The organism is Pseudaminobacter sp. Soil_N_29 (assembly GCF_057656055.1).
The window spans coordinates 1-24,655 of record NZ_JBDGLC010000010.1 but is presented as its reverse complement, the minus strand read 5'-3'; the positions used below and the strand labels follow the sequence as shown (position 1 = coordinate 24,655).

Annotated in this window: 27 protein-coding genes and 1 tRNA gene; 9 read left to right on the top strand and 19 right to left on the bottom strand. The window is 63.5% G+C overall.

What is annotated here, in order from left to right:
* Positions 1-41: 41 nt before the first annotated feature.
* A complete protein-coding gene (locus AC3A4H_RS20485) occupies positions 42-827 on the top strand; it encodes an IclR family transcriptional regulator (protein ID WP_487768357.1) in 786 nt (261 codons plus the stop codon).
* Between the two features lie 171 nt (positions 828-998).
* On the opposite strand, the gene AC3A4H_RS20480 is transcribed toward AC3A4H_RS20485, so the two are convergent.
* The 3 genes from AC3A4H_RS20480 to AC3A4H_RS20470 form a co-directional block, all read right to left on the bottom strand.
* On the bottom strand, positions 999-1,259 hold the full coding sequence (locus AC3A4H_RS20480; protein WP_348780226.1) for a DUF2312 domain-containing protein: 261 nt from the start codon (positions 1,257-1,259) through the stop codon (positions 999-1,001).
* Positions 1,260-1,384: 125 nt separating this feature from the next.
* Positions 1,385-1,693, bottom strand: coding sequence for a DUF1244 domain-containing protein (locus tag AC3A4H_RS20475; RefSeq protein WP_487768356.1), 309 nt, complete (start codon positions 1,691-1,693; stop codon positions 1,385-1,387).
* A gap of 11 nt (positions 1,694-1,704) precedes the next feature.
* Entirely contained in the window at positions 1,705-2,502 is a 798-nt protein-coding gene (locus AC3A4H_RS20470) for an N-formylglutamate amidohydrolase (RefSeq protein ID WP_487768355.1), read from the bottom strand.
* A 243-nt stretch (positions 2,503-2,745) separates the two neighbouring features.
* Here AC3A4H_RS20470 and AC3A4H_RS20465 point away from each other — a divergent pair, with 243 nt between their 5' ends.
* Both AC3A4H_RS20465 and pyk read left to right on the top strand, forming a co-directional pair.
* A complete protein-coding gene (locus AC3A4H_RS20465; RefSeq protein WP_487768494.1) occupies positions 2,746-3,234 on the top strand; it encodes a DUF1036 domain-containing protein in 489 nt (162 codons plus the stop codon).
* Complete coding sequence (pyk, locus tag AC3A4H_RS20460; protein WP_487768354.1) at positions 3,231-4,667, top strand: pyruvate kinase; 1,437 nt, start codon at positions 3,231-3,233, stop codon at positions 4,665-4,667. Before AC3A4H_RS20465 ends, pyk begins: the two co-directional genes overlap by 4 nt.
* A 58-nt stretch (positions 4,668-4,725) precedes the next feature.
* On the opposite strand, the gene AC3A4H_RS20455 is transcribed toward pyk, so the two are convergent.
* The 5 genes from AC3A4H_RS20455 to AC3A4H_RS20435 form a co-directional block, all read right to left on the bottom strand.
* The gene (locus AC3A4H_RS20455) at positions 4,726-5,316 is read right to left on the bottom strand and encodes a tetratricopeptide repeat protein (protein ID WP_487768353.1); all 591 of its coding nucleotides are present in this window, start codon (positions 5,314-5,316) and stop codon (positions 4,726-4,728) included.
* A 96-nt stretch (positions 5,317-5,412) separates the two neighbouring features.
* Positions 5,413-5,538: a type B 50S ribosomal protein L36 gene (gene ykgO, locus AC3A4H_RS20450; protein ID WP_348780232.1), complete on the bottom strand. Its 126-nt coding sequence runs from the start codon at positions 5,536-5,538 to the stop codon at positions 5,413-5,415.
* 197 nt (positions 5,539-5,735) lie between these two features.
* Positions 5,736-6,824, bottom strand: coding sequence for a 5-(carboxyamino)imidazole ribonucleotide synthase (locus AC3A4H_RS20445; RefSeq protein ID WP_487768352.1), 1,089 nt, complete (start codon positions 6,822-6,824; stop codon positions 5,736-5,738).
* Complete coding sequence (purE, locus tag AC3A4H_RS20440) at positions 6,821-7,318, bottom strand: 5-(carboxyamino)imidazole ribonucleotide mutase (RefSeq protein WP_487768351.1); 498 nt, start codon at positions 7,316-7,318, stop codon at positions 6,821-6,823. Before purE ends, AC3A4H_RS20445 begins: the two co-directional genes overlap by 4 nt.
* Before the next feature lie 201 nt (positions 7,319-7,519).
* Positions 7,520-7,723: a YdcH family protein gene (locus AC3A4H_RS20435; RefSeq protein WP_348780235.1), complete on the bottom strand. Its 204-nt coding sequence runs from the start codon at positions 7,721-7,723 to the stop codon at positions 7,520-7,522.
* Between the two features lie 232 nt (positions 7,724-7,955).
* Here AC3A4H_RS20435 and AC3A4H_RS20430 point away from each other — a divergent pair, with 232 nt between their 5' ends.
* On the top strand, positions 7,956-8,135 hold the full coding sequence (locus tag AC3A4H_RS20430; protein WP_348780236.1) for a YdcH family protein: 180 nt from the start codon (positions 7,956-7,958) through the stop codon (positions 8,133-8,135).
* A 199-nt stretch (positions 8,136-8,334) separates the two neighbouring features.
* Here the strand turns inward: AC3A4H_RS20430 and AC3A4H_RS20425 are convergent, their stop codons facing one another.
* The 3 genes from AC3A4H_RS20425 to tkt form a co-directional block, all read right to left on the bottom strand.
* Positions 8,335-10,158, bottom strand: coding sequence for a potassium/proton antiporter (locus AC3A4H_RS20425; protein WP_487768350.1), 1,824 nt, complete (start codon positions 10,156-10,158; stop codon positions 8,335-8,337).
* Positions 10,159-10,352: 194 nt separating this feature from the next.
* On the bottom strand, positions 10,353-11,363 hold the full coding sequence (gap, locus tag AC3A4H_RS20420; protein ID WP_487768349.1) for a type I glyceraldehyde-3-phosphate dehydrogenase: 1,011 nt from the start codon (positions 11,361-11,363) through the stop codon (positions 10,353-10,355).
* A gap of 26 nt (positions 11,364-11,389) precedes the next feature.
* Positions 11,390-13,387 (bottom strand): transketolase, encoded by a 1,998-nt coding sequence (gene tkt / locus AC3A4H_RS20415; RefSeq protein WP_348780239.1) that lies wholly within the window; start codon positions 13,385-13,387, stop codon positions 11,390-11,392.
* Between the two features lie 260 nt (positions 13,388-13,647).
* Between tkt and AC3A4H_RS20410 the strand changes: the two genes are divergently transcribed.
* Together AC3A4H_RS20410 and AC3A4H_RS20405 are read left to right on the top strand one after the other, a co-directional pair.
* The gene (locus tag AC3A4H_RS20410; RefSeq protein WP_348780240.1) at positions 13,648-13,920 is read left to right on the top strand and encodes a DUF4164 domain-containing protein; all 273 of its coding nucleotides are present in this window, start codon (positions 13,648-13,650) and stop codon (positions 13,918-13,920) included.
* Positions 13,921-13,926: 6 nt separating this feature from the next.
* Positions 13,927-14,289 carry a cell division protein ZapA gene (locus AC3A4H_RS20405; RefSeq protein ID WP_487768348.1) on the top strand — a complete coding sequence of 121 codons (363 nt, stop codon included), beginning with the start codon at positions 13,927-13,929 and terminating at the stop codon, positions 14,287-14,289.
* Positions 14,290-14,771: 482 nt separating this feature from the next.
* On the opposite strand, the gene AC3A4H_RS20400 is transcribed toward AC3A4H_RS20405, so the two are convergent.
* The 3 genes from AC3A4H_RS20400 to AC3A4H_RS20390 form a co-directional block, all read right to left on the bottom strand.
* Positions 14,772-15,062 (bottom strand): GIY-YIG nuclease family protein, encoded by a 291-nt coding sequence (locus tag AC3A4H_RS20400; protein WP_487768347.1) that lies wholly within the window; start codon positions 15,060-15,062, stop codon positions 14,772-14,774.
* A gap of 627 nt (positions 15,063-15,689) precedes the next feature.
* Positions 15,690-16,601: an RNA polymerase sigma factor RpoH gene (gene rpoH / locus AC3A4H_RS20395; protein WP_348780243.1), complete on the bottom strand. Its 912-nt coding sequence runs from the start codon at positions 16,599-16,601 to the stop codon at positions 15,690-15,692.
* A 176-nt stretch (positions 16,602-16,777) separates the two neighbouring features.
* Positions 16,778-17,806, bottom strand: a complete 1,029-nt coding sequence (locus AC3A4H_RS20390) for an RluA family pseudouridine synthase (RefSeq protein WP_487768346.1) — start codon at positions 17,804-17,806, stop codon at positions 16,778-16,780.
* 30 nt (positions 17,807-17,836) lie between these two features.
* Between AC3A4H_RS20390 and AC3A4H_RS20385 the strand changes: the two genes are divergently transcribed.
* The 3 genes from AC3A4H_RS20385 (at position 17,837) to AC3A4H_RS20375 (ending at position 18,797) form a co-directional block, all read left to right on the top strand.
* Positions 17,837-18,226, top strand: coding sequence for a fimbrial protein (locus AC3A4H_RS20385; RefSeq protein ID WP_487768345.1), 390 nt, complete (start codon positions 17,837-17,839; stop codon positions 18,224-18,226).
* Positions 18,223-18,624: a VOC family protein gene (locus AC3A4H_RS20380; protein WP_487768344.1), complete on the top strand. Its 402-nt coding sequence runs from the start codon at positions 18,223-18,225 to the stop codon at positions 18,622-18,624. The genes AC3A4H_RS20385 and AC3A4H_RS20380 overlap by 4 nt, the downstream gene beginning before the upstream one ends.
* A gap of 98 nt (positions 18,625-18,722) precedes the next feature.
* A tRNA-Glu gene (locus tag AC3A4H_RS20375) sits at positions 18,723-18,797 on the top strand.
* 642 nt (positions 18,798-19,439) lie between these two features.
* On the opposite strand, the gene AC3A4H_RS20370 is transcribed toward AC3A4H_RS20375, so the two are convergent.
* The 5 genes from AC3A4H_RS20370 to AC3A4H_RS20350 form a co-directional block, all read right to left on the bottom strand.
* Positions 19,440-20,903 (bottom strand): MFS transporter, encoded by a 1,464-nt coding sequence (locus tag AC3A4H_RS20370; RefSeq protein WP_487768343.1) that lies wholly within the window; start codon positions 20,901-20,903, stop codon positions 19,440-19,442.
* A gap of 427 nt (positions 20,904-21,330) precedes the next feature.
* Positions 21,331-21,900, bottom strand: coding sequence for a tetratricopeptide repeat protein (locus AC3A4H_RS20365; RefSeq protein WP_487768342.1), 570 nt, complete (start codon positions 21,898-21,900; stop codon positions 21,331-21,333).
* Positions 21,901-21,991: 91 nt separating this feature from the next.
* Positions 21,992-22,222 carry a hypothetical protein gene (locus AC3A4H_RS20360; protein WP_487768341.1) on the bottom strand — a complete coding sequence of 77 codons (231 nt, stop codon included), beginning with the start codon at positions 22,220-22,222 and terminating at the stop codon, positions 21,992-21,994.
* Between the two features lie 60 nt (positions 22,223-22,282).
* Positions 22,283-22,414: a putative transporter small subunit gene (locus AC3A4H_RS20355; RefSeq protein WP_487768340.1), complete on the bottom strand. Its 132-nt coding sequence runs from the start codon at positions 22,412-22,414 to the stop codon at positions 22,283-22,285.
* Between the two features lie 17 nt (positions 22,415-22,431).
* Positions 22,432-23,952, bottom strand: coding sequence for a sodium:solute symporter family transporter (locus AC3A4H_RS20350; RefSeq protein ID WP_487768339.1), 1,521 nt, complete (start codon positions 23,950-23,952; stop codon positions 22,432-22,434).
* Positions 23,953-24,655: the final 703 nt, after the last annotated feature.

The window sequence follows — 24,655 nt, the reverse complement described above, 5'->3', positions numbered from 1 at the left end:
AAAGGTCGGCAAGTTCTACTGAGTTGAACGCAGGCTGCCGTATGACCACGAAAGATGCTGCACGTCTTGACGGACCGATCGTTCGTTGTGTGAAACTCATCCGTCTGCTGGCGGAGATAGAGAGCGACATCTCGATCAAGGACGCGGCAAGCCATCTGGATCTGCCCGCAAGCACCACGCATCGCCTGCTGCGGGTGCTTATGCAGGAAGGGATGGTCGCCAAGGACCCCAAGACATCCCGCTATCGTGCAGGCATCGACCTCGAGCGGCTGGGTTCGCTTCTCAGCTACAAGAAGGGGTTCCGGGACCTTACGCTTCCCTACCTGGAACGGATCGTCGCCCAGTGCGGAGAGGCCTGCATGTTTGTTGCCTACCTTCCGGCAACCCATCAGGTCAGCGTCATGGCAGCTGTAAACTCGCTGCACCCCTTGCGCTACGAGATGGAGCTGTACGTTCCGCATACCGTTTTATGGGGCGCGACGGGAAGGTCGATCCTCGCCTTCCTCCCGGAAGAAGAGCAGCGTGCCATCGCAGCCAAGGGTGACCGCTCACCCGCAACCGGTGCTCCTCCACCCGCGTGGGAAATCCTGAAAGCGGAACTCGACGCAATCAGGGATCGCGGCTACGTACTGACGCGCAGCCAGAAATTGAGTGGTGCCGTCGGTATCGGGGCCCCAGTCAGGAACGGCAGTGCCACCGTCATCGGAAGCTTTTGCATCACAGTTCCGGAAATCCGCTTCGACCCCGGAAAGGAAAAGGCTCTGGCGACCTCGTTAATCGAGCAGGCCGCGGAGTTCAGCGCATCTATCGGATTTCGTTCTCGCTAGCTGCGTAAAGGCGTGCAGCGGGCCGGGGCCGCACAAAGGCGGGGGCAGCTCTGCGCTTCACCCCAGCGACTGTTGGCCTTCAGCCACTGCGTCGCCCACCGCTATTGACGATACACCGTCCACCAGTAGCCAGCTTCCGGGACGCGCTCAATGGATGTGCGCCGCCCGGCCTCACTCCATTCCCAGCGCGGCCTTGTAGAGGTCGAGGATTGCTTCCTCTTCCTGACGCTCGGCTGCATCCTTCTTGCGCAGGCGGATGATGGTGCGCAGCGCTTTGGTGTCGAAACCGGTGCCTTTTGCCTCGGCAAAGACGTCCTTGATGTCGTCGGCGATGGTCTGCTTCTCTTCCTCAAGACGCTCGATGCGCTCGATGAACGCGCGCAGCTGGCCCGCGGCAACGGTCTGGCTGGTTTCGGTGATCTCGTCGGCCATTCTTATGCTCCGGATGAAAAAGCCGCGACTCGGCGCGGCGTATGGGTAGCCGTTCGATGCCTTACCCGTCCTGAGGGGTCAAGGGCGGAATGGCAACACAATCGTCCGGAAAATGCGAGAGGCCGTCAGTGATCCTTCGGCCGGCTTGCCTCGAACCGGGCCTTCTGCGCGTCGGAGGCCTCGGTCTGGTACTTCGCCTGCCATTCGGCATAGGGCATGCCGTAGACGATCTCTCGCGACTCTTCCTTGGTAAGCGCCACGCCGCTCTCCTCGGCGGCTTCGCGATACCAGTTGGAGAGGCAGTTGCGGCAGAAGCCGGCAAGGTTCATCAGGTCGATGTTCTGCACATCGGTGCGCTCGCGCAGGTGCCGGACCAGCCTGCGAAAGGCGGCGGCCTCGAAGTCGCGTTGCTGGTCGTTGCTCAGTTCTGCCATGGCGGCCTCCGTCACAGCGGCCCGGTGCGCGAGCCGAATTGCTTTACCTGATGTATATCGGGGCGATCGTTGATGGCGTCAACAATGGGTGCCAGCCGCGCCGCCCAGTCGTCGGCAGTGGCCTCGTCGGCGATCAGGTCCTGACGGATCTCTATCAGCGCGTGGGCGTAGCCGTTGACAATGGCGTGCCTGAACATGGTGTCGCCGCGCAGCGCGCCGTCATAGGGCTCGTTGTCGCCGATGATCAGGGTTCTATCCTGCGCCAGAAGTTCGATCAGCGGCCGCACCGCGCGGTCGTCGCGGTCCCACAGCAGGCCGACATGCCACGGCCGGGTGTGCCCTTGCATGACCGGCGTGAAGGAATGGACGGAGAGCAGGAAAGGCGCCTTGCCGGTTTCCCGTGCCACCGACGCCACCATCGCTCCGACCGCATCGTGGTAGGGGCGGTAATATTTCTCGAGCCGCTTCTCGCGCTCTTCGGGCGCCATCGGATAGTTTCCGGGCACCACCGTGCCGTCGTAGAGCTGGCGAATCAGCGTCGGGTCGTCCTCGCCGCGATTGGGATCGATCAGCAGCCGCGAGAAATTGGCCATTATCGCCGGCACGCCGAGCAGCGCGGCGAGCCTTCTCGTCAGCTGCTCCACGCCGATGTCATAGGCTATATGGCGCTGGAACTCGGCAGGCGGCAGGCCAAGGTCGCCATACTCGTCGGGCAGGTCGCGCTTAGCATGGTCGGCCAACAGGACGATGCCTCGCTTGCGGTCGCCCTCGACGATTTCGAAGGGGGCAAAAACTGCGGATCGAGTCATGGGCTTGCAACTGTCCCGTCTGGCGGTGTTGATGGGATAGGCTGGTCATTCCACGAAGTCAGGCTGCATGCAATGTCGTTGTTTGGTCAATGTTGTGGCCGAAACCTTGTCTGCGCGACCAAACCTGCCGCTCACATACATCTAAATCGATTGGATTCCGGCCGACGGCGCGTTGACATGCGCCCGGACTTTGCCGAAAAGGAGCACCTGGACATGCCGATACGAAGCAAGAGGGGGTCGAGGATGAGTTTTGCCGTGGCACCGCGCATTCATTCTGCGTGGGCTGCGTTGCTGTTCTCCCTCCTCGTGCCGCTGTTCTTCGTCGCGACTGCAAGCACGGCGCACGCCGATTTCCGGGTGTGCAATGCCACGCAGAACCTGGTTGGCGTCGGCATCGGCTACCGCGCCAAGGCGGGCTGGGTCACGGAAGGCTGGTGGCATATCGAAGGCTCCACCTGCAAGACACTGATCGAGGGGCCCTTGTCATCGCGGTTTTACTATCTTTATGCAGAGGATGCCGAGCGCGGTGGGCGCTGGGACGGTCCGATAACCATGTGCGTTGCCGAAAAAGAGTTCAAGATCGCTGGCGTGACCGATTGCGTCGCCCGCGGGTTCCAGCGCGCAGGCTTCAAGGAATATGATACGGGCGAGCAGGCAAGCTGGATGGTCCAACTGACCGACGAACCCGCAACGGACGGCGCCGCCGCCGTCACGGGAACCAATTCTCAATGAGACGCAGCCGAAAGGTAAAAATCCTCGCAACGCTTGGTCCGGCCTCCTCCTCCGAGGCCATGATCAAAAGCCTCTTCCAGGCGGGAGCCGACGTCTTCCGCATCAATATGAGCCATGCCGACCACACCCTCATGCGCGAGCTCGTCCGCCGCATTCGGGCGGTCGAGACTGAACTTGGGCGTCCAATCGGCATCCTGGCCGACCTGCAGGGGCCGAAGCTGCGCGTCGGCAAGTTCGCCAATGGCAAGGAAATGCTCGAGATCGGCCAGACCTTCACGCTGGACGACGACCCAAAGCCCGGCGACGCGACGCGAGTTTGCCTGCCGCACCCGGAGATCCTGGCCTCGGTACAGCCGGGGCATCGCCTGCTCATCGATGATGGCCGGCTGGAACTTCGCGCGGTCGCCTGCGACGGCAGGTCGATCACCTGCACGGTTGTCGCCGGCAGCAGGATTTCAGACCGCAAGGGCGTCAGCCTGCCCGACACGGACCTGCCCGTCGGCGCGCTGACGGAAAAGGACCGTTCTGATCTGGATGCGGTTCTGGCCGAGGGCGTGGACTGGATCGCCCTGTCCTTCATCCAGCGCCCGGAGGACCTTGCCGAGGCGCGCAAGATCGCGCGCGGCCGTGCCCTGATCCTGTCGAAGATCGAGAAGCCGCAGGCCGTGTTACGCCTTGCGGAGATCATCGAATTGTCCGACGCGCTGATGGTGGCGCGCGGCGACCTCGGCGTGGAAATGCCGCTGGAAGCCGTGCCCGGCATCCAGAAGCAGATCACTCGGGCCGCGCGGCGCGCCGGCAAGCCGGTGGTAATCGCCACGCAGATGCTGGAATCGATGATTTCTGCCCCGGTGCCGACCCGCGCCGAGGTTTCGGACGTGGCGACGGCCGTGTTCGAAGGGGCGGATGCGATCATGCTCTCGGCCGAGTCGGCGGCGGGGGAATATCCCGTCGAGGCGGTCGCGACGATGAGCCGGATCGCGCAGCGCGTCGAGCAGGACCCCACTTACGCCACCATCATCAACGCGCAGCGCTCCGAGCCGGAAGCGACCGGCGCCGACGCCATTTCGCTGGCCTCGCGGCAGATCGCCGAAACGCTGAAGCTGTCGGCCATCGTCACCTACACCTCTTCCGGCACGACCGGGTTGCGTGCCGCGCGCGAGCGGCCGCAGGTGCCCATCATCGCCTTGTCGCCGGTCGTGGAAACCGCACGGCGGCTGTCGCTGGTCTGGGGTACGCATTGCGTGGTCACCGAGGATGCCCAGGATCTCGACGACATGGTCAACCGCGCCTGCCGCATCGCCTATGAGGAAGGCTTCGGCCGCCCCGGCGACCGTATCATCATCACCGCGGGTGTGCCGCTGCGCACGCCGGGCGCCACCAACATGCTGCGCATAGCCTATGTGGGGGCGGAGGGGCGTGGCGGCGCCTGAGCCGTCGCTCTGACGCCGTATCTGGAGTTCGGAAGGGTGGTCTTGGCCGGTTCGCCGGTCAGATCGCCTCGCCGGCCAGTTCTTCTGACAGCTTGGACACTTTCTCCTGCGCGCTGCGCTGCATCGGATAGATGTCGAGCACCTTCTGCCAGGCCTGCAGTGCCAGCTGCTTGCGGCCTGTCGATTCCAGGATCTGTGCCATACCGGCCAGGGCGCCGAAATGGCGCGGCTCAAGCTGCAGCACCCGGTCTATGTCGGCCATGGACTTGCGATAGTTCTGCATCAGGAAATGCACCGTCGCCCGGCGGTTCCAGCCCTCGACGTAATTCGGCGCCAGGGTCACGACTTCATCGAGGAAGTCGAGCGCGACGTCGAATTTCTGAGCCTGGATGGCCTTCTGCGACCACTGCATCATCAGGTCGATCGACGCGCTGCCGGACTTGTTCCACTGTTCCTGGATGCGGGCGGCGATGCGCTCGGCCGCCTTTTCGTTGCGCTCGCGCTTCAGGGCGCCAAACAGCGTGTCGAGCCTGGTTTCGGCCTTGGCCAGGGGAGGGGTGTCGCGGTGAGGTGCGGCCGACTGCGCCTGAGCAGCGCCAGACGCGCCGATCAACGCCAAGCCGATACAGAATGCAAAAACGCTCCGCATGCCCAAGGATTTAACCTTCGGCATGGGAACGTCAAATTGAATTTCGCGTGAAACGGGCAAGCCGTCTCGGAAAGCGCGAAGCCTTCCGGCCCGGGCTTAGCCCTGGCGCGCCTTGTAGCGCGGGGCGGTCTTGTTGATGAGGTAGACGCGGCCCTTGCGGCGAACCAGCTGGCAGTCGCGATGGCGGGCCTTGAGGGCCTTGAGCGAATTCTTGATCTTCATGGTCTGATCCGTCGAACTGGGCCGTTGACCGGCCGAATTGAAAGACGCGCCCGAGAGCGCGTCCGAATTTGTGAAAAGCTCATAGACGAGGTTCCGCCATCCTGTCAACCGCGCCCCGCGATGAATCATCCGGCATCGCATATGGTTGCCGAAATTGGCAAAACGCCGCTGCCCAACCGGCCGCGTTGGCGGTGCGATCAGGCTTCCGTCAGCGGGCCCAGGCGGGTGAAATGCCCCATCTTGCGGCCCGGCCGCGCTTCGGCCTTGCCGTAGAGATGCAGCATCAGGTTCGGCTCGTGAGCCAGTTGCGCAGCCCTTTGCACCTCATCGCCGATCAGGTTTTCCATCACGCAGTCCGAATGCCGGGCGGCGAGGCCCAAAGGCAGGCCGGCAACGGCGCGCACGTGCTGCTCGAATTGCGAGATCGTGCAGGCGGCCTCCGTCCAATGTCCGGAATTGTGCACGCGCGGCGCGATCTCGTTGACGAGCAGCGACCCGTCGGCCAGCACGAAGAATTCGACGCCGATGACCCCGACATAATCCAGCGCCTGGAGAATGGCGAAGGCGGCCTGCTTGGCTGCGGCAGCTACGCCAAGGCCGACCCCGGCGGGCACGGTAGAAGTGTGCAGGATCCCGTCGCGATGGACATTCTCGGCCGGATCGTAGGCGCAGAGGGCTCCGTCGCTTCCGCGCGCGGCGATGACCGAGACCTCCCGTTCGAAATTCACGAAGGACTCGAGAATCAGCGGCACGCCGCCCATGGCCTTGAAGACGCCGCTGGCTTCGTCGGGGCTGGCATTGCAGAACACGCGCTGCCCCTTGCCGTCATAGCCCATGCGCCGGGTCTTGAGGATGCCAAGGCCCTTGAAGTCGCGCAGGGCGGCGCCAAGGTCTTCGTCAGCTTCCACGGCGCGAAAATCCGCCGTGCGCAGGCCGATGCCGTTGAGGAAGGTCTTTTCGGTCAGCCGGTCCTGCGACACGTCGAGCGCGCGCGGCGGCGGCAGCACCGCCACCGTTTCGGCCAGCACCTGCGCCGCGTTCACGGGCACGTTTTCGAACTCGTAGGTCACCACGTCGCAGCGGCGGGCAAGCTCGCGCAAGGCGACCGCGTCGTCATAGGCCCCGACGATCTGGTGGTTCGCGACCTGGGCCGCCGGGCAGTCCGCCTGCGGCTCCAGAACGATGGTGCGGTAGCCCAGCCGGGCGGCGGCCATCGCCAGCATGCGGCCAAGCTGGCCACCGCCGATGATGCCGATCGTCGAGCCTGCGGGGAGCGGGGCGGTCATGATTCCTCCACCGGCCGGTCCGAGACCTTGGCGGTCTGTTCGGCGCGCCAGGCATCCAGCCGCGCGGCCAGCGCCTCGTCGCCCAGCGCCAGCACCGCGGCGGCGAGCAGGGCGGCATTGACCGCGCCCGACTTGCCGATGGCCAGCGTGCCGACCGGAATGCCGGCCGGCATCTGCACGATCGACAGCAGCGAGTCCTGGCCTGACAGCGCCTTGGATTCCACCGGCACGCCGAACACTGGCAGCGGGGTCAGCGCCGCCGTCATTCCGGGCAGATGGGCGGCCCCGCCCGCGCCTGCGATCACCACCTTGAAGCCTTCAGCTTTCGCGCCGCGGGCAAAGTCGTAGAGGCGCTCCGGCGTGCGATGCGCAGACACGATGCGGCTGTCATGGGAAATGCCTAGCGCTGCAAGCGTCTCGGCGGCGTGGCGCATGGTTGCCCAGTCGGACTGGCTGCCCATGATGATAGCGACGTCGGCGCGTCCCTTGTCCAATGTCTGGCCTCCGGTTGTCGAACTGGCCTGCTGGAAGTCAGCGTACCGGGGCATTAACGAAATGCCGCCGCTCCCGCAAGCGCTTCACGGCCGGAAACGAAATTGCCGCGGTCAGCTCAGGCCATGTGCCTGTTGGACCCCTCGGGCGATTGGCGGCGTGGTATTGGCCCGGAAGCTCGCCCGCCGGAGAGCACCGTGCCCTCAGGCGATGATATCCGGAATGATCCTGTCTTCCAGCTTGGACATCTTGTCCTTCAGCTGCAGCTTCTTCTTCTTCATGCGCTGTATCTGCAGCGGATCGCACGCAGTCGCAATCATCGCGTTGATCGCCGCGTCGAAATCGGCGTGCTCCTGCTTCAGCTTTGCAAATTCAAGACGGATTTCGGTCTGTTCCTGGTCTGACATGTCCTACCGTCTGCAAAATATGGCGCTAAAGCGCTGACGGGCAGGCTGGACGCAGCCACCCACCAATGCAGCCTTCATACCACATTTCAAGCTTTCAGGAAATGCTACCACGCCGCATTCGACATGCAGGCGATCTGGTGGCACACTGTCATCATACCGTCACAGAGCAATGCCGGCGGTGGGAGCGCCCTGTGGCGGTATGATCGAGGAAACCAGAACGGGAGTACCAATCATGTCTCTTGCCACCCATCTTGAAGAGTTGCAGCGGAAGCACGGCGATCTCGATCGCGAAATCGACACGGCGATGAGCCACCCGTCGGTTGACGATCTTGAAATCGCGTCTCTCAAGCGACGCAAGCTGGCAATCAAGGACGAGATTGAAAAACTGAAGGCGACAACGACGACGCACTGAAGGCTTTTTCATCCGACGCGCTAGCGGGCGCGTTCTACACTCCGGCGGCAGCACCCTGCCGCCGGGCCAAGGGAAGCAATTTCTCCACGCCGCGACCGAATTAAACCCCGAAAAAACAACCCGCAAACCTCTGGAACTTGGGTGAGCGCTGCAGGTCTGCGCCGCAGCAACTTGGAGGCGCGTGGGCCGGTCGCCGCGGCTACGCCTCGCCTTGGGCCTTGGTTCCTGCGGGGCGGGCGCTTGGGCGTCCAAGGAGCCAGCGAGCGTACTCGCGCAGTTTTTCCGGCACCAGGTGCTGCGGCTGGGTAGGTTCGAATGACAGGCCGACGCCGGTGATCCGGCCGTTTTCGTCGATGTCCCGCACGATGAGCTCTATGGGGCCGAGGGTGAGGCGGTCGGTGTATTCGACATGCCCGCCGAAGCGCGCCAGCAGCAACTCGCCGATGGTCATCTTCATTTCGTCTTCCGACAGGCCGGTTCCATAGGCGGCCTCGAGCTCGGAAGCCGGCCGGTCCGGGTCTAGCGCGAAGGCGCCGAAGAATTCGGCATCCTCCGGATCCACGTCGACGCGGCTGGTGAACAGCCGGTCGAGCAATGCCGGGTAGCGGTCGGAGACGAAGATGTAGACCCGGTCGCCGGCAACCAGGCGGCCGAAGTCGGGGAATTTCATCGAAACGCCGTCGCGCACCACCAGCGAGGGGCGGGCCCAGCGCGGCAGGCGCTCGCCGCGCAGAACCGGGCTGCCCGGTACGACACGGTAGCTCAGCAGTTCGTGGTGGGCCGAGCCCGGCAGTTCCAGCTCCACCTTCTCGATTGGCCCTGCACGGTGCGGCACGATCAGGCCGAGCCGGCGGGCGAGGGGACCGACCGTCCAGCCCTGCACGACCAGCGAGACCAGCACGATGATGAAGGCGGTGTTGAAGATGGCGCGGCCATGCTCCAGTCCGGCCAGCAGCGGGGTTATCGCGAGCAGGATGGAGACCGCCCCGCGCAGGCCGACCCAGGAGATGAAGGCGACCTCGGCCGGGGGCAGCGCAAATGGCTTCAGGCACAGCCATACCGCGATGGGGCGCGCGACGAGGATCAGGAACAGGCCGAGCGCGATCGCCCCGAGAAGAATGGCGGGAAACTGCGAAGGCGTGGCGAACAGGCCCAGCACCAGGAACATGATGATCTGGGCCAGCCACGACATGCCGCTCTGGAAGCGCTTGACGGCGGCCTGGGCCCGCATGTCGGAATTGCCCGCAACCATGCCCGCCAGATAGACCGCCAGGAAGCCCGAGCCGCCGATGGCGCCGGCGGCGGCAAACACCAGCAGCGACAGGGTCAGCACGAAGATCGGCATCAGGCCGCGGTCGAGATTGAGCCTTTCAACCAGGCGCACGATGGCGAAGCCGCCCAGCATGCCGACGGCGGCACCAAGGCCCATGGTGACGAAGAAGCCCAGCACCAGATCGGTGAAAAGTACCTGAGCCTCTGGATTTACGCCGATGGCGATGAGCTCGACCAGCGTCAGGGTCAGGAAGATGGCGATCGGGTCGTTGGTGCCGGATTCGATTTCGAGCGTCGAGCGCACACGTTCGCGCAGGTTGATGTTGCCCGCGCGCAGCAGGAAGAACACCGCCGCCGCGTCGGTGGAGGCGACGGTGGCGCCGAGCAGGAAGGATTCCATCCAGCTGAACCCAGTCAGGTAGCGGCTCATCGCGCCGAAGATGATCGAGGTCAGAGCCACGCCGACAGTGGCCAGCGTCAGGGCCGGCATGCCGGCTTGCCTCAGCACGCTGACAGGCGTGCCGAATCCTGAGTCGAACAGAATGACCGCCAGCGCCAGCGATCCGACGAAATAGGCGACATTGGCGTTGTCGAACTGCAGGCCCAGACCGTTTGCGCCGGCCAGAAGCCCGATGCCCAGGAACAGAAGCAGCAGCGGCGCGCCGAAGCGAAAGGCGATCAGGCTGGAGAATGCCGCAGCGAGCACCAGTGCCGTACCGACCAGCGTCGCGAGATAGATTGCCTGATCCATTGACGGCGCATTTCCCCTAGCTTCGCTGTTTTTTGAATTTTCCTACAGTGAGGCGAAGACAAGGCGATGCGCAAGCAAAGTCACTATGGCGCATGCATTTTTTTCAGGGAGAGAGAATTTTTCCTGTCCGGAAAACAAAACGCCCGGCCGAAGCCGGGCGTTTCACAGGATATTGGCTGCTGCCGCTGGTCGCGTCAGGCGATGACCTTGCCGAAGGCGACGGCGGTGTCGGCCATGCGGTTGGAGAAGCCCCACTCGTTGTCGTACCAGGACATGACGCGCACCAGGTTGCCGTCGATGACCTTGGTCTGGTCGAGCGCGAAGGTGGACGAGGCCGCGTTGTGGTTGAGGTCGATCGAGACCAGCGGCTCGTTGGTGTAGGCCAGAATGCCCTTGAGCGGGCCATCGGCCGCCGCCACCAGCGCGGCGTTGACCTCCTCCACCGTGACCGGCTTCTTCGACACGAACTTGAAATCGATCACCGAGACGTTCGGGGTCGGCACGCGGATCGACACGCCGTCGAGCTTGCCCTTGAGCTCGGGCAGCACGAGGCCGACGGCCTTGGCAGCACCGGTCGAGGTCGGGATCATCGACATGGCCGCGGCGCGGGCGCGGTAGAGGTCCTTGTGCATGGTGTCCAGCGTCGGCTGGTCGCCGGTATAGGCGTGCACCGTGGTCATGAAGCCCTTCTCGATGCCGAAGGCATTGTTGAGCACCATGGCCACCGGCGCCAGGCAGTTCGTGGTGCACGACGCGTTGGAGATGACGACGTGATCCTTGCTGATCTTGTCGTGGTTGACGCCGTAGACGACGGTGAGGTCGGCACCGTCGGCCGGGGCCGAGACGATGACGCGCTTGGCGCCGGCCGTGAGATGGGCGGAAGCCTTCTCCTTCGAGGTGAAGATGCCGGTGCATTCGAGCGCGATGTCGACACCCAGCTCCGCATGCGGCAGCTGCGACGGATCCTTGATCGCGGTGACCTTGATGGCGCCGCTGCCGATGCTGATGGTGTCGCCGTCGACCCTCACCTCGTGCGGGAAGCGGCCATGAACGGAATCGTAGCGCAGCAGGTGCGCGTTGGTCTCGACCGGGCCGAGGTCGTTGATGGCGACGACCTCGATGTCCTTGCGGCCGGATTCGTAGATGGCGCGCAGGATGTTGCGGCCGATGCGGCCGAACCCGTTGATGGCTACTCTGACGGTCATATGTGGTTCTCCCTGGGAGCGAAAATTCAGTTCGACTTCTTGGACAGGCGCGCTTCGGCGGCTTGAACCGCAGCCTCGGCGGTGATGCCGAAGTGCTGGTAGAGCTGCTCGATGGGCGCGCTGGCGCCGAAGCCATGCATGCCGATGAAGATGCCGTCGACGCCGATGAAGCGGTCCCAGCCCATACGGATCGCCGCCTCAATGGCGATCTTGACCGGCGCGTCCCCGATGAGGGCGGCCTTGTAGCTGTCGCTCTGCTGCTCGAACAGCTCGAAGCAGGGCACCGAGACGACGCGGGCCGGGTGGCCGCGTGCCTGCAGCTGGTCACGCGCGGCAAGCGCGATCTCGACCTCGGAGCCGCTGGCGAAGATGGTCACCTCCGCCTCGCCCTCGGCCGTGGCCAGCTCGTAGGCACCGTAGGCGCAGAGGTTTTCCTCGACATACTCGGTGCGCACCGCAGGCAGGTTCTGACGGGTCAGCGCCAGCGTCGACGGGGTCTTGGTCGTCTCCAGCGCCAGCTGCCAGCACTCCGTGGCTTCCGTGGCGTCGGCCGGGCGGAACACGTTGTGGTTGGGGATGGCGCGCAGCGCGGCCAGATGCTCGACCGGCTGGTGGGTCGGGCCGTCCTCGCCGAGGCCGATGGAATCATGCGTCATGACGAAGATGGAGCGGATGCCCATCAGCGAGGCCAGGCGCATGGCCGGGCGGGCATAGTCCGAGAAGGTCAGGAAGGTGCCGCCATAGGGGATGACGCCGCCATGCAGGGTCATGCCGTTCATTGCAGCGGCCATGCCGTGCTCGCGGATGCCATAGTAGACATAGCGTCCGCTGTAGTCGCCGGGGGCGATCGGCTTGGTCTGGCTGGTCTTGGTGTTGTTGGAGCCGGTCAGGTCGGCCGAGCCGCCGATCGTCTCGGGCACCACGGCGTTGATGACTTCCAGCGCCATTTCCGAAGACTTGCGGGTGGCGACCTTCGGCTTGTCGGCAGCCAGCTTCTGCTTGTACTCGGCGATCACGGCATCGAAGCCGCCCGGCAGTTCACCGCGCATGCGGCGCTCGAACTCGGCGCGGATCTCGGCGTCGGCGGCAGCAAGGCGCGCCTCCCATTCGTTGCGCTTCTTGCAGGCGTTGAGGCCCGAGACGCGCCAGGCGTCGAGAATGTCGGAAGGCACCTCGAAGGGCGGATAGTCCCAGCCGAGGGCCTTGCGGGCGCCGGCGATTTCCTCGGCGCCAAGCGGCGAGCCGTGGACCTTGCTGGTGCCGGACTTGGTGGGTGCGCCGAAGCCGATGGTGGTCTTGCAGGCAATCAGCGTCGGCCGGTCGGAACGGCGGGCCGCTTCGATCGCGCCGGCGATGGCTTCCGGATCGTGGCCGTCGACCCGCGCCGTGTTCCAGCCGGACGCGGCGACGCGCGCAAGCTGGTCGGTGGAGTCGGTCAGCGACAGGTCGCCGTCGATGGTGATGTTGTTGTCGTCCCACATCACGATCAGCTTGTTGAGCTTCAGGTGGCCGGCAAGCGCGATGGCTTCCTGGCTGATGCCCTCCATCAGGCAGCCGTCGCCCGAAAGGACATAGGTGTAGTGGTCGACCAGCTCGTCGCCGAACTTGGCGTTCAGGATGCGTTCGGCGAGCGCCATGCCGACCGCGTTGGCGATACCCTGGCCGAGCGGGCCGGTGGTCGTCTCGATGCCGGCGGCATGGCCGTATTCCGGGTGGCCGGCGGTACGGTAGCCGAGCTGGCGGAAATTCTTGATCTGGTCGAGGGTGATGTCCTCGTAGCCGGTCAGATAAAGCAGCGAATAAAGCAGCATCGAACCATGGCCGGCCGACAGCACGAAACGGTCGCGGTCGGGCCAGTGCGGGTTCTGCGGGTCGTGCTTCATGAAGCGCGTGTAGAGCACGGTGGCGATGTCGGCCGCGCCCATGGGCAGGCCGGGATGGCCGGAATTCGCCTTCTCGACGGCATCCATGGACAGAAAGCGGATCGCGTTGGCCATCCGGTCGTGTTTTTCTCGTGAGGTCATGATTGCTCGCCAAGCCTTGATTTTTGGGGGCTTCGCCCCTGTAAAAAAGCAGTGGACACATAGCAGGCACGCCGGATGAGTCAACCAAAGCACCGGCTTTTCGCGGGGAACTTGCGGCCCTTGCGACGAGATGCGGCACGATAGCAGGGGAAAGCCCGAATCGCTTTGTTGACGACGCGTTTGCACGGAGCATAATGTTTTGAGTGTAAGTCGTTCTGAACGCGAACGATTCGGTGATGGGCGGGAGTTTTGACGGAGCCATGACCGGGGAAAGCACGCTCAAAGAGGTAATAAGCCGGCTCGGCAGGGCAATGGATGCCCTGGAGCAGAGCGTCGCCGCGCGCCTTGAACATGAACAGGACTATTTGGAAGCCGAGGCCGAGGTTCAGCGCATGAACGCCGACCGGAGCCGCCTAGCCCAGGAACTCGACAACTCCGAGGCCCGCGCCGAGCGCCTGGAGGAGGCCAACAAGGAGGTGTCGCGCCGGCTGGTGACCGCAATGGAGACCATCCGCGCAGTGCTGGACAGGTAGGGTGTCATGGCGCAAGTGACTGTCACGATCGACGGCAAGGCCTACCGGATGGCCTGCGACGAGGGCCAGGAAGAACACCTGATCGAGCTCGCGCAGAGTTTCGACCTCTATGTCTCGCACCTGAAGGACTCTTTCGGCGAGATCGGTGACCAGCGCCTGACGGTGATGGCCGGCATCATGGTGATGGACGAGCTGTCCGAACTGCGCAAGCGCGTGCAGGGCATGGAAAGCGAAATCAGCACCCTGCGCAAGACCCGCGACGAAGCACTGATGAAGGCCGACAAGAACGACGCAGCCCTTACCGGCGCACTGAGCACGCTCGCCCAGCGCATGGAAGACCTTGCCGAAAGGCTGGCGCGGAAGGGGTAGGGGCGGTCACAGGCGCCTATGAGCCGGAGCCCGCGCGACGCGCAAAAAGTGCAGAAATTTCAGGGAAGCCAAGTCCGTCGGACAGTGGCCGTAGGCGGTAGATGCCTCGTCATCCAAGGCAAGCTGGCGCGTGCCGGCTTGAGCGAGTCAGGCCGGCATCTATTTCTGCCCCCGCTCTGGCTGCATGAAGGACGAGGCATGGGTCCCCGGAACCTCCGCACTTCGCTATCGCTCGTGCTCCGGCCCGAGGACGACGGAGGTAGTGTCGTTGCCGGCCAATCTGCAGCTTTGCGGCCATAGGGGCTTTCAGGGTGAGATATAAGGGGAGATACCAACGCCGGCCTCGAAGATTTACGCAGGCGATTTTTGTCTCCGTCGTCCTCGGGCCGGAGTACGAGCGCAGCGAAGTGCGAAGGTTCCGGGGACCCATGCCTCAACATGGCCGTCAACACCACGGTCCAGAAACTGCAACTCGCGATCCCTCAAACCAAGTGCCATGCAATGTCATGCCAGTGTGGATTATGCTCCTCGATCAGATTGATCTTCCACTGGCGCGGCCACTTCTTCAGGATTTTCTCCCGTGCGATGGCGTCGGTGACCAGCTCATATTCGTCGAACCAGACCAGCCGCATGACGCCGTAGCGCGCGGCAAATTTCGAGCCGGTACCGGTTCGATGCTGCTGGAGGCGGCCGGCTAAATCCGACGTCACGCCGATGTAAAGCGTGCCATTCTTCTGCGACGCAAGAATGTAGACATATCCCCGCCGGCTCATTTGGGGAGTTTAGCTACCTCGTTGGCCGAGGCAAGGGCAGGGGCGCTTCCGCTTGCACGGGGCGGCACCTGCTTCTGCCCCCGCTCTGGCTACATGAAGGGCGAGGCATGGGTCCCCGGAACCCTACGCCCCTGCGGGCTTCGGGCCCGAGGACGAGGGGTAGATAAGTCGCCGGCGCAAATCCTCGACGCTTGAGCTTTGGTCTCCCGCCCTAAGTCTCCCTGGCGACTTCTCAACGGCAGCAACGCCTCGGATTGGCTGGAAACGACCACCCATCCGTCGTCCTCGGGCCGGAGCATGAGCGCGGCGAAGTGCGGAGGTTCCGGGGACCCATGCCTCGACAGAGCCGTCGCCACCACCGTCCAATTCGGGCCCGCAACGCTTCACAGCAGATGCCGTGCAATGTCATGCCAATAGAGGTTGCGCTCCTGGGACCGGCTCTGGCTGCACCAGCGGCGAGGCATGGGTCCCCGGAACCCTGCGCCCCTACGGGGCTTCGGGCCCGAGGGCGACGGAGAGAAAAGTGCACTCGCAATTAAAGCCCGCTAGGCAAACATGAAAATCGCGCCGGCGAAGCCGACGCGATTGCTCTGTTTGGGTTCCGGGCCGGCGCCGCCTGGCCAAAAATCACGCGGCGGGCTGCGCCTCGATGGTGCGCAGGGCCTGGGCCTGGCGCTTGGCGGCCGCCTTGACGGCGTCCTGCACCTTCTCGAAAGCGCGGACCTCGATCTGGCGAACGCGCTCGCGGCTGATGTCGAACTCGGTCGACAGTTCTTCCAGCGTCATCGGATCCTCCGAGAGCCGACGCGCCTCGAAGATGCGCCGCTCGCGCTCGTTCAGCACCGACATGGCGCCGGCTAGCATGCGGCGACGGTTTTCCAACTCGTCCTGCTCGACCAGCATCTCCTCCTGGCTCTCGCGGTCGTCGACCAGCCAGTCCTGCCACTCGCCGGATTCGCCCTCGGTAGCGCGGATGGGCGCATTGAGCGAGGCGTCGCCGGACAGGCGGCGGTTCATCGAGACCACCTCTTCCTCGCTGACGTTCAGGCGCGTCGCGATCTCGGCGATCTGTTCCGGCCTCAAGTCGCCGTCGTCGAGCGCCTGGATCTTGCCCTTCACCTTGCGCAGGTTGAAGAACAGGCGTTTCTGATTGGCGGTGGTGCCCATCTTGACCAGGCTCCACGAGCGCAGGATGTATTCCTGGATCGACGCCTTGATCCACCACATCGCGTAGGTGGCAAGGCGGAAGCCGCGCTCCGGCTCGAATTTCTTCACTGCCTGCATCAGGCCGACATTGCCCTCGGAGATGACTTCGCCGATCGGCAGGCCATAGCCGCGGTAGCCCATGGCGATCTTGGCCACGAGCCGCAGATGGCTGGTCACCAGCTTGTGGGCAGCGTTGGTGTCATCGTGCTCCTGGTACCGCTTGGCGAGCATGTACTCTTCCTGCGGCTGAAGCATCGGAAAACGGCGGATCTCTTCTAGGTAGCGGCTGAGGCCGCCTTCCCCGGAAACAATGCTTGGTAGTGTCTGGGCCATGAACTGCGCCCTCCCTCTTCTCAGGATTTGCCCCCTCAATCAGGCAGGCATGCGGCGCCGGCGCCTCATGCTCTCCGGCGTCAAATACCTTTATATAGGAACAAATCGAGAAAAGCACCCATTTGTTCAACGTGAAACAGATTGTCACGCCAAAGTGAACAAACGGGGTCAAGTTTTCACACCCTGCGAAAATCCTCGACAATCTCCGCCATGTCGGCGGGCAAAGGTGCCTCGAACCGCATTGTCATATGGGTATCGGGATGGCGGAATGCCAGTAGCCGCGCGTGCAGCGCCTGGCGGGGCAGGGCCTGCACCTTTGCCCTGAGCGGCTCGGGCAGGCGGTTGGACTTGGTGCGGAATGCCGTGCCGTAGTCCGGATCGCCGATCACGGGGTGGCCGATATGGGCGAGATGGACGCGGATCTGGTGAGTGCGGCCGGTTTCCAGCCGGCACTCCATCAGGGCCGCTTCGGCGGCCTGCTTCTGCCCCTGGCCGTAACGCTCGAGCACCGTGAAGTGCGTTATCGCATGGCGGGCGTCGTCGCGGGTTTCGGGCACCACCGCACGTCGGACGCGGTCGGCGGCGCGGCCGAGAGGCGCGTCGATCGTTCCGGTCATGCGGGGCGGGATGTTCCACACCAGCGCGACATAGGCACGCTCGAGATCGCCTTCGCGGCCGTGATCGGCGAAAGCCTCCGAAAGCGCCTTGTGGGCGCGGTCGGTCTTGGCCACGACCATGACGCCGGACGTGTCCTTGTCGAGCCGATGGACGATGCCCGGCCGCTTCACGCCGCCGATGCCCGACAGGCTGTCGCCGCAATGATGGATCAGCGCGTTGACCAGGGTGCCCGTCCAGTTGCCAGCGCCGGGGTGGACGACCAGGCCCGCGGGCTTGTTGATGACGATGAGCTGGTCGTCTTCATAGAGTATGTCGAGCGGGATGTTTTCTCCAAGCGGCTCGGCGGGTTCCGGCTCGGGCATCGCCACCGTGACGAGATCCCCTTCGGCCAGCTTGCGCTTGGTCTCGGTTACGGCGCCGCTGTTGACGGCTACCGCACCCTGGCGGATCAGCGCCTGGACGCGGTTGCGGGAGAAATCCGGCCCCAATTCAGCCGCCAGCCACTGGTCGAGCCGCACGCCCGCGGCATCGGCGCCGGCGCGAAACTCTTTCATTAGGCCGTCGGCTTCGCTATCAGGGTCGTTCATTGTGCTTCAACAATCCGGAACCGTATGGAAATGGCATCGCCGCACCTGAATGATGACGACGACGAAAAGCCGCTCGACCCCGCGGTCGAAAGCGTCCGCCGTAAGCTCATACGCTTCATGGCCATCAATCTCGGGGTGCTGCTGATCGCCCTTATGGCTGTAGTGGCCGCGATTGTCTACAAACGCAGCCACAAGCCCGACGTCCCCGTTTCGACCAGCATCGGCGTGCCGTCGCCGGCCGAAGGCGCCTTCCTGTCCGGCGATATCGCGCTGCCGGCGGGCGCGAAAATCGTCTCGCAGTCGCTGTCGGGCAACCGCATCTCCATCGATGTCGAGCTTGCCGACGGTAGCCGCGAAATCTTCCTCTTCGACATCGGCGAGCGCAGGATCATCGGCCGCTTTGCGGTGAAGGCCCAGTGAGCTCGACCGCCCGCAAGGTGGCAACGGTCGCGCTGGTGGTGCGCGACTACGACGAGGCGGTCGCCTGGTATGTCGAAAAGCTCGGCTTCGAGCTCCTGGAGAATGTCGATCTCGGCGGCGGCAAGCGCTGGGTGACGATAGGGCCCGCCGGGGGCAACGGCGCGCGCCTGCTGCTCGCCCAGGCCAAGGGCGAGGCCGAGCTGGCGCGAATCGGCGACCAGACCGGCGGCCGCGTGTTCCTGTTCCTGGAAACCGACGATTTCGCGCGCGACCACGCGGCGATGCTGGCGGCCGGCGTGGAGTTCCGCGAGGCGCCGCGCCACGAGGCCTATGGCTCGGTTGCGGTATTCGCAGACCTTTACGGAAATCTGTGGGATCTGATCGAGCCGCGGCGCTGATAGCGAGGCTTTTCGGCCACAGCGAAAAACATCGTGGCGGGAAGCAACAATCCCGGTTGCGTTTTCCAAAAGGCTCGCCTATATGGCGCAAGTCTCACGCGCCCATCGTCTAGCGGTCAGGACGGCGCCCTCTCACGGCGCAAACAGGGGTTCGATTCCCCTTGGGCGTGCCAGACCTTTCAAACATTCGTGCCTGTCCCGCGGAAAAGTCGTCAAATAAGCTGTCGGACTGGGTTGTTCTGCTCGTGCGCCCCCTTGCGAGCGGGCTGTCATCTTGGCTATGGGGAGGTGTTCAAAAGGTCCCCAAACACGCCCTTCGGCTTATTGCTGGCCGGCCCAATACGGATGGGAGCCGCAATCCCCGGCCCTTTACCGAGCCGGGGATGGTGTGTGTCATAGGCGCCTATTCGACGTTGCCACACTCGATCGATGTCGACCTTTTCTCTCCGCGTAGCGATTCGAAGAGATGCTCCGGCATGCTTCGCGCAACATCGTAGTCGCGCCGGCACCATGGGCACCGAATTGCGGCTCGAGGACGTGGCCCTGCACAGGATGAACAGAACCTGAGAGAAAACATCATTGACCTCCTCTGGCCCTCAAAATCAGCGATTGAGGGCGCGGCTTACGGACTTTGGAAATGGCGCGGGCGCCACTGTCCTCGGAGACGACAAATGTCACCAAACTAAGGCGCTATGTGCCTGAGCTGACAGACAAAATGCCGATGCAAAATCCCGACAGCACGGTGCTTTACTGCCGGAGCCGCGAGCGGCCCGTCGTCTCGACGGGATCATCGCGACGGCTGCATGGGGTCCGGGTCAGTCGCGTAGGACGGATCTACCCTTGGGCACGGTGATCACGATGGACAGAACGGCCGCGGCCACCATCACCAGATTGGCCAGCAGCGCAAAGAATGCCGCCTCGCGCGAGGCCAGGTTTTCCTGATTGCCGACGAAGGTGATCACGCCCTCGATCCAGCGTACGCCCGCGGGATTGCCGGCAATGGCGGTATAGATCGTGGCAGAGATAGCGACGCCGAAGGACGCTCCCAGCGACGACGCCATCTTGTAGATGCCGGCACCGGCACCCGCCTGGTCCTCGGGCAGGTTCGAAAGCGCCGCATCGGTTGAGGGCGTGGCATAGAAGGCCAGGCCAAGCCCGAACAGCGAGAAAGAGATCACGGCCAGCACGGTGTAGGCGCCCAGCATCAGGTTGGTCGGCATCAAAAGGATGATCGACAGGCCGACGATATAGCTGCCCCACAGCATCGGCTTGCGCGGGCCAAGGCGTTGCAGCAGCTTTTCACCGACGCGGATGAACGCCATGATGGTTACGGCGTAGCCGATGGTCAGCAGACCGGCCTGTTGCGCGGTCATCGCCCCGCCCTGTTGCAGAAGCAGCATTGCAACCATGATGATCCCCGCCGTCGCGTTCAGCAGCAGGTTTGAGATCGTGGCTCCGGTATAGGTCAGGTTCCCGAACAGGCGAAACTGCACAAAGGCGTTGGGATTGCCGCTTTCGATCCTGTAGAAGGAAAAGCCAAAGATCACCGCTGCGGCCAGTAACCCCAGCGAGGCAGGGCTGGTCCAGCCCCACTCTGCGCCCTGTGTCGCGAAAATCTGCAGCGCAACCATGGTGACCATGAATGTCAGCACGCCCGGAAGGTCGAATTTATAGCCCTCTTTCGGGGGCGCCTTGCTTTCCGGGGTGCCGCGCGCCATCAGCATGCCGATCAGCGACACGACGGCGGCAATGATGAAGATCCAGCGCCAGCCGATGTTCTCGGCCATCAGCCCGCCAAACAGCGCCGCAAAGCCCGAGCCACCCCACGACCCCATCGACCACAGCGAGATCGCACGCTGGCGTTCCGCGCCGTCCCAATAGGCCTTCACCAGCGCCAGCGAGGACGGCATGATGAATGCGGCGGACAGGCCCTGAAAGATCCGGCCCAGCATCAGGAAGGTGCCGCCCATCGCCCCCGATGGGGCCAGCCCGACCAGCAGCGAGCCGACGATCGAGAAAACAAAGCCCAGCATCAATATCCTGACGCGGCCGACCCTGTCGGCCAGACCGCCAATGACGACAATGAAGATGCCCGAAAACAGCGCCGTGATCGACACGGCGATATTCATGAAGGACTGTTCCAGTTGAAGATCGGCGGCCATCGCCGGCGCGATGTTCAGGGTCGTCTGGGCAAACAGCCAAAAGGCCAGAACGCCCAGGATGATGCCGAACAGCAGGCGATCATTGCCGCGATAGGTATCGGTGACAGCATATTCCATGCGAGCCTCGAAGTTTGACAGCCGGCGGTCGCAAAATGCGGGCCGGAAAACAGGTCAAGGCATATGCGTCGGCGCAACGTGGTTCCGCCGTCAGCTTACCATAGCCGAGATGAGGGTTGCGCGACGAAAATCGGCTCCCCCCCCCGGCTGAAAGGTATGTGGTTCCGCGGTTCCTTCTTGGATTCGCTGGGCTGGGCGACCGCTCCGGCGAGCGTGCCCTCAGTTCTTGCGGTGGGCGACTGGGCTGCGTTCTGCCGGGAAGGCACCCCCAAGCCGTTTCGAACAGACCATTCAGGGTGACGGCATTATGGCGGCATCACCTTGGATCAGAGGCGCGACTGCCGATGAGCGCTATGAGGATGGCTACACCGTCACCATAGCCACGGGTGCCGAGGTAACCCGCGAACGGCGACTGGCCATATGGTCGTCAGATATCTCGGCCCGGGCCGGGCGTCGCCTCACTTGGCACTGGAAGCAACATCGAACGCTCGCGCAGCCAAGGGTGGATTTCCACCGCTTGACGCAACGCCTCCTGACCGAGTCCCATGCGGCCCTGGCGCATCAGGATCATCGCCTTGCCGGCGAGCGCAGCGAAGTGCTTCGGCTCGAGCGCCAGCGCCCGCTCGATATCTTCCAGCGAGCCATCGAAATCCTCTTTCAGAAAACGGACGAAGGCGCGCTGATTCCAGCCCTCGGCGTAGCCGGGCGCCTGCATGACGACGCGGTCGAGGATCACCAGCGCCTTGTCGAAATCATAGCTCTCGCGCGCGTCCATCGCGTCAGCGACGGCGCGGGCGATGTCGAGGCTGGGCGCCATCTCCATCCACATGCGCCAGACCGCATCCTCGGCCAGCCGGCCCTCCCGCTCCGTCATCGCGTTGCGCAGCCGCCTGAAGAGTTCGTCGCGGCGCATCGCGGCGGCGTCATCGCTGCCTTGCGCGAAGGTGGGCCACGGTAGCAGGAGTAGGGCCAGGAGGAGGCTGCGGCGGGTCGGCATCGACTATACTCCGTTCAAGCACGAAGATCGTTGCCCGGTTAAGGCACATCGCGCGGCGAGATGCTGCACGAGCACTAAATACCATCATAGGTCAGCCGGAGATATATTTGTTACAGGACCGCGGAGTTCCACGAAGATATTCCTGAAACTGCTCGCGCACATTCGCCAGGCCTCGGAACATCTCCAATGCCGACTTGAGGGTGAGCATCATGATATTGATCGAATCCACGGGCCGCTCGACAAGATTGGTGAAGAAGCCCGGCTTATCCTTCTCATCGGCTTTGTGCCGGACGACTGGAACGACAACGGGCTTGCTGGCCAAAACGTGCGACGCGTCAAGGTGTCGTCGTGCCGGGGCTGGAGTGCCCCGGCATCTATGGTCCTAGACGAGCGGGCGCCCCTCAGCGCGCGCTTGGCGCCATTCACGCATGAAGGCCGACGCCAACACAAACAGGACGCCGGCAACCAGGGCCGGCCACATCAGCACATAGGCTGTGAGTGCGAAGGTGGACATGAGGTTTCCTTTCCAATTCAGGCGACAGCCTGCTCATCGTCAAAACGGCTCGTCATCTTGCGGATCGTCGTGAAGTCGAAACGGCTGGAGCTTGTGAGCGAGAGCGCGATGCACAGCATGGCGCTGACTGCATAGGCGAGCAGCGAGGCCGTCAGCACCGAATGGGTGTGCATGAAGCCGACGGCGAAAGGCAGCACGCCGACGAAGGCGATGACACCGGCGAAGAGGCCGACACGAATGCCTAAAAAGCCGAACGCCATCAGGCCCATGATCACGCCGACACCGACAGAAGCGATGATGTCCGAGATGACGGCGATGCCTCCGGAGAGCTCGATCAGGCCGAACCGGACAGGGAAGAACACAACCAGTGCGGCAAGCACCGAGACCGTGAACGCCGTGTTGGTCACCCTGTTCCAGTAGAAGCTGGCAATCACCGGGAACACCAGTGCTCCCCAGATGGCGCCGACCAGCACCAGCAGTTCGAGGATATTGAAACGGCTGCTGGCGAAATAGAGCGCTGCGCCGGTCGCCACGATCATCGTCAGGCGTCCGATCAGCAGCATCAGCTGCGGGTTGGCATCACCATTGGCGATGTTGCGTCCGTAGATATCCGCCATGGCGATCGACGACAGAGCCGACAGGTCGGAATCCGCCGTGGAGGCCAGCGAGCCGATGATCAGCAGAAAGAACACGCACAGCATCCCGATACCGAGATAGCTTGCAGCCAGCTGCGGCACGAGATTGTTCGTGTCGCCGTCGAGCGGCTCGATGCCGAGATAGAGCGCCAGAACGCCGAGCATCCCGACGCCGATCACCGTTGCGCCATAGCCGATCGTTGCCGTGACGAAGGTCGGCTTGATCATGTCCTCGCGCACCGCGAACAGGCGCTGGGCGATGGTTTGGTTGCCGATCGCATAGGCCAGAACGGCGCAGATATAGGGCGCGCCCTGGTTGAAGAAGGCTTCCGAGGAAAAGAAGTTCTGTTGCTCGGCCGTCAAATTGTGCACGCCGGCCTCGAAGATCGAAGGGCCGCCAGTGCTGAAGAAGATCGCGGGCACGATCACGATGACTGCACCGAGCATCCCGCAGACCTGGATGAAGTCGGTCAGGATCGAGGCTCGTAGACCGGACCAGAGCGTGTAGAGCAGGACACCTGCCGCTACGATCAGGATTCCGGTCGAAAAGGAGAGTGGGGAGAGCATCGCGATCAGTGCGCCGCCGGCGATGAAGTTCGAGGTCAGGCTGATGACGCTGCCGACGACATTGGAGCCGGCGAGGATCAGCTGGCTCGACCGGCCGTGCCGCGCATGCAGGATTTCCGCCAGCGTGTGCGCTTCGGGCGCAAGCGAGCGGATGCGCCTTCCGAACGGATAGATGAACAGGATCATCAGCGCGCCCCAAAGCCCGTAATGGATCGGTCCCGAAACGCCATAGGTGTAGCCGGAGGTGGCGGAGGCATAGAGAGAGGAAGCCCAGATCCAGGTTGCCGTCATCGAGGCGGCGGAGACGCCGAAGCCGACCCGGTTGCCGGCAGTCATGTAGCTATCGGCGTTTTCCCGCTTCTGACCAATGGACAGGGAGATGATGAAGGTTAGTCCGAAGAAGAGAAATAAAAGCAGAAGAGTGAGAGGGGTTCCTAGTTGTTGAAGTTGCATCGTTCCTATTTTCACGCTTTCGTCACGCGGCTTGAAGAAAATGCAGACCCGTCCTGCAGCGAGTGCAGGAAGGACATGTCCGCGCGGCCAATAAGCGGCAACCAAGTGCCGAGACAGGCGATCCGGATCAGGCCGGATTACATGCGCAAGAAGCGCGCGTCGCCGATGAGTGCTGCGAAGGCAGCCGGGGTTTTCTATCCGACTTGGCGCAATATGCAAGTCTGGGTGTCTGATAACGCGTGCGGGATCGCGCACTCTTTGACCGAGCGATAGACAGAAATCTGCGAGGATACGACCTGGTGCAGATCAGGAACGCGGCTCTTTTGAATCGTTTTCCATGATGGCATCTCTGCCTTCATCTCGGCGGATCGCTGCCGCCACGGCCTGGATAATGGACCTGGACGGCGGCGCTGATCGATCCACATCTGTGTTCAGAAAGAGAGCCCCCATGCGCAATCCCGTGTCCAACTCAGCCAAATGCAAGGTTCGGCTGGATTTCGCCTCCTGCTGGGCATCAGCCGCGCGGCAGGCGGCAGGGATGGGAAACAGCTGATGGCCGCCTATCAACACCCCTCAGGGCACGACC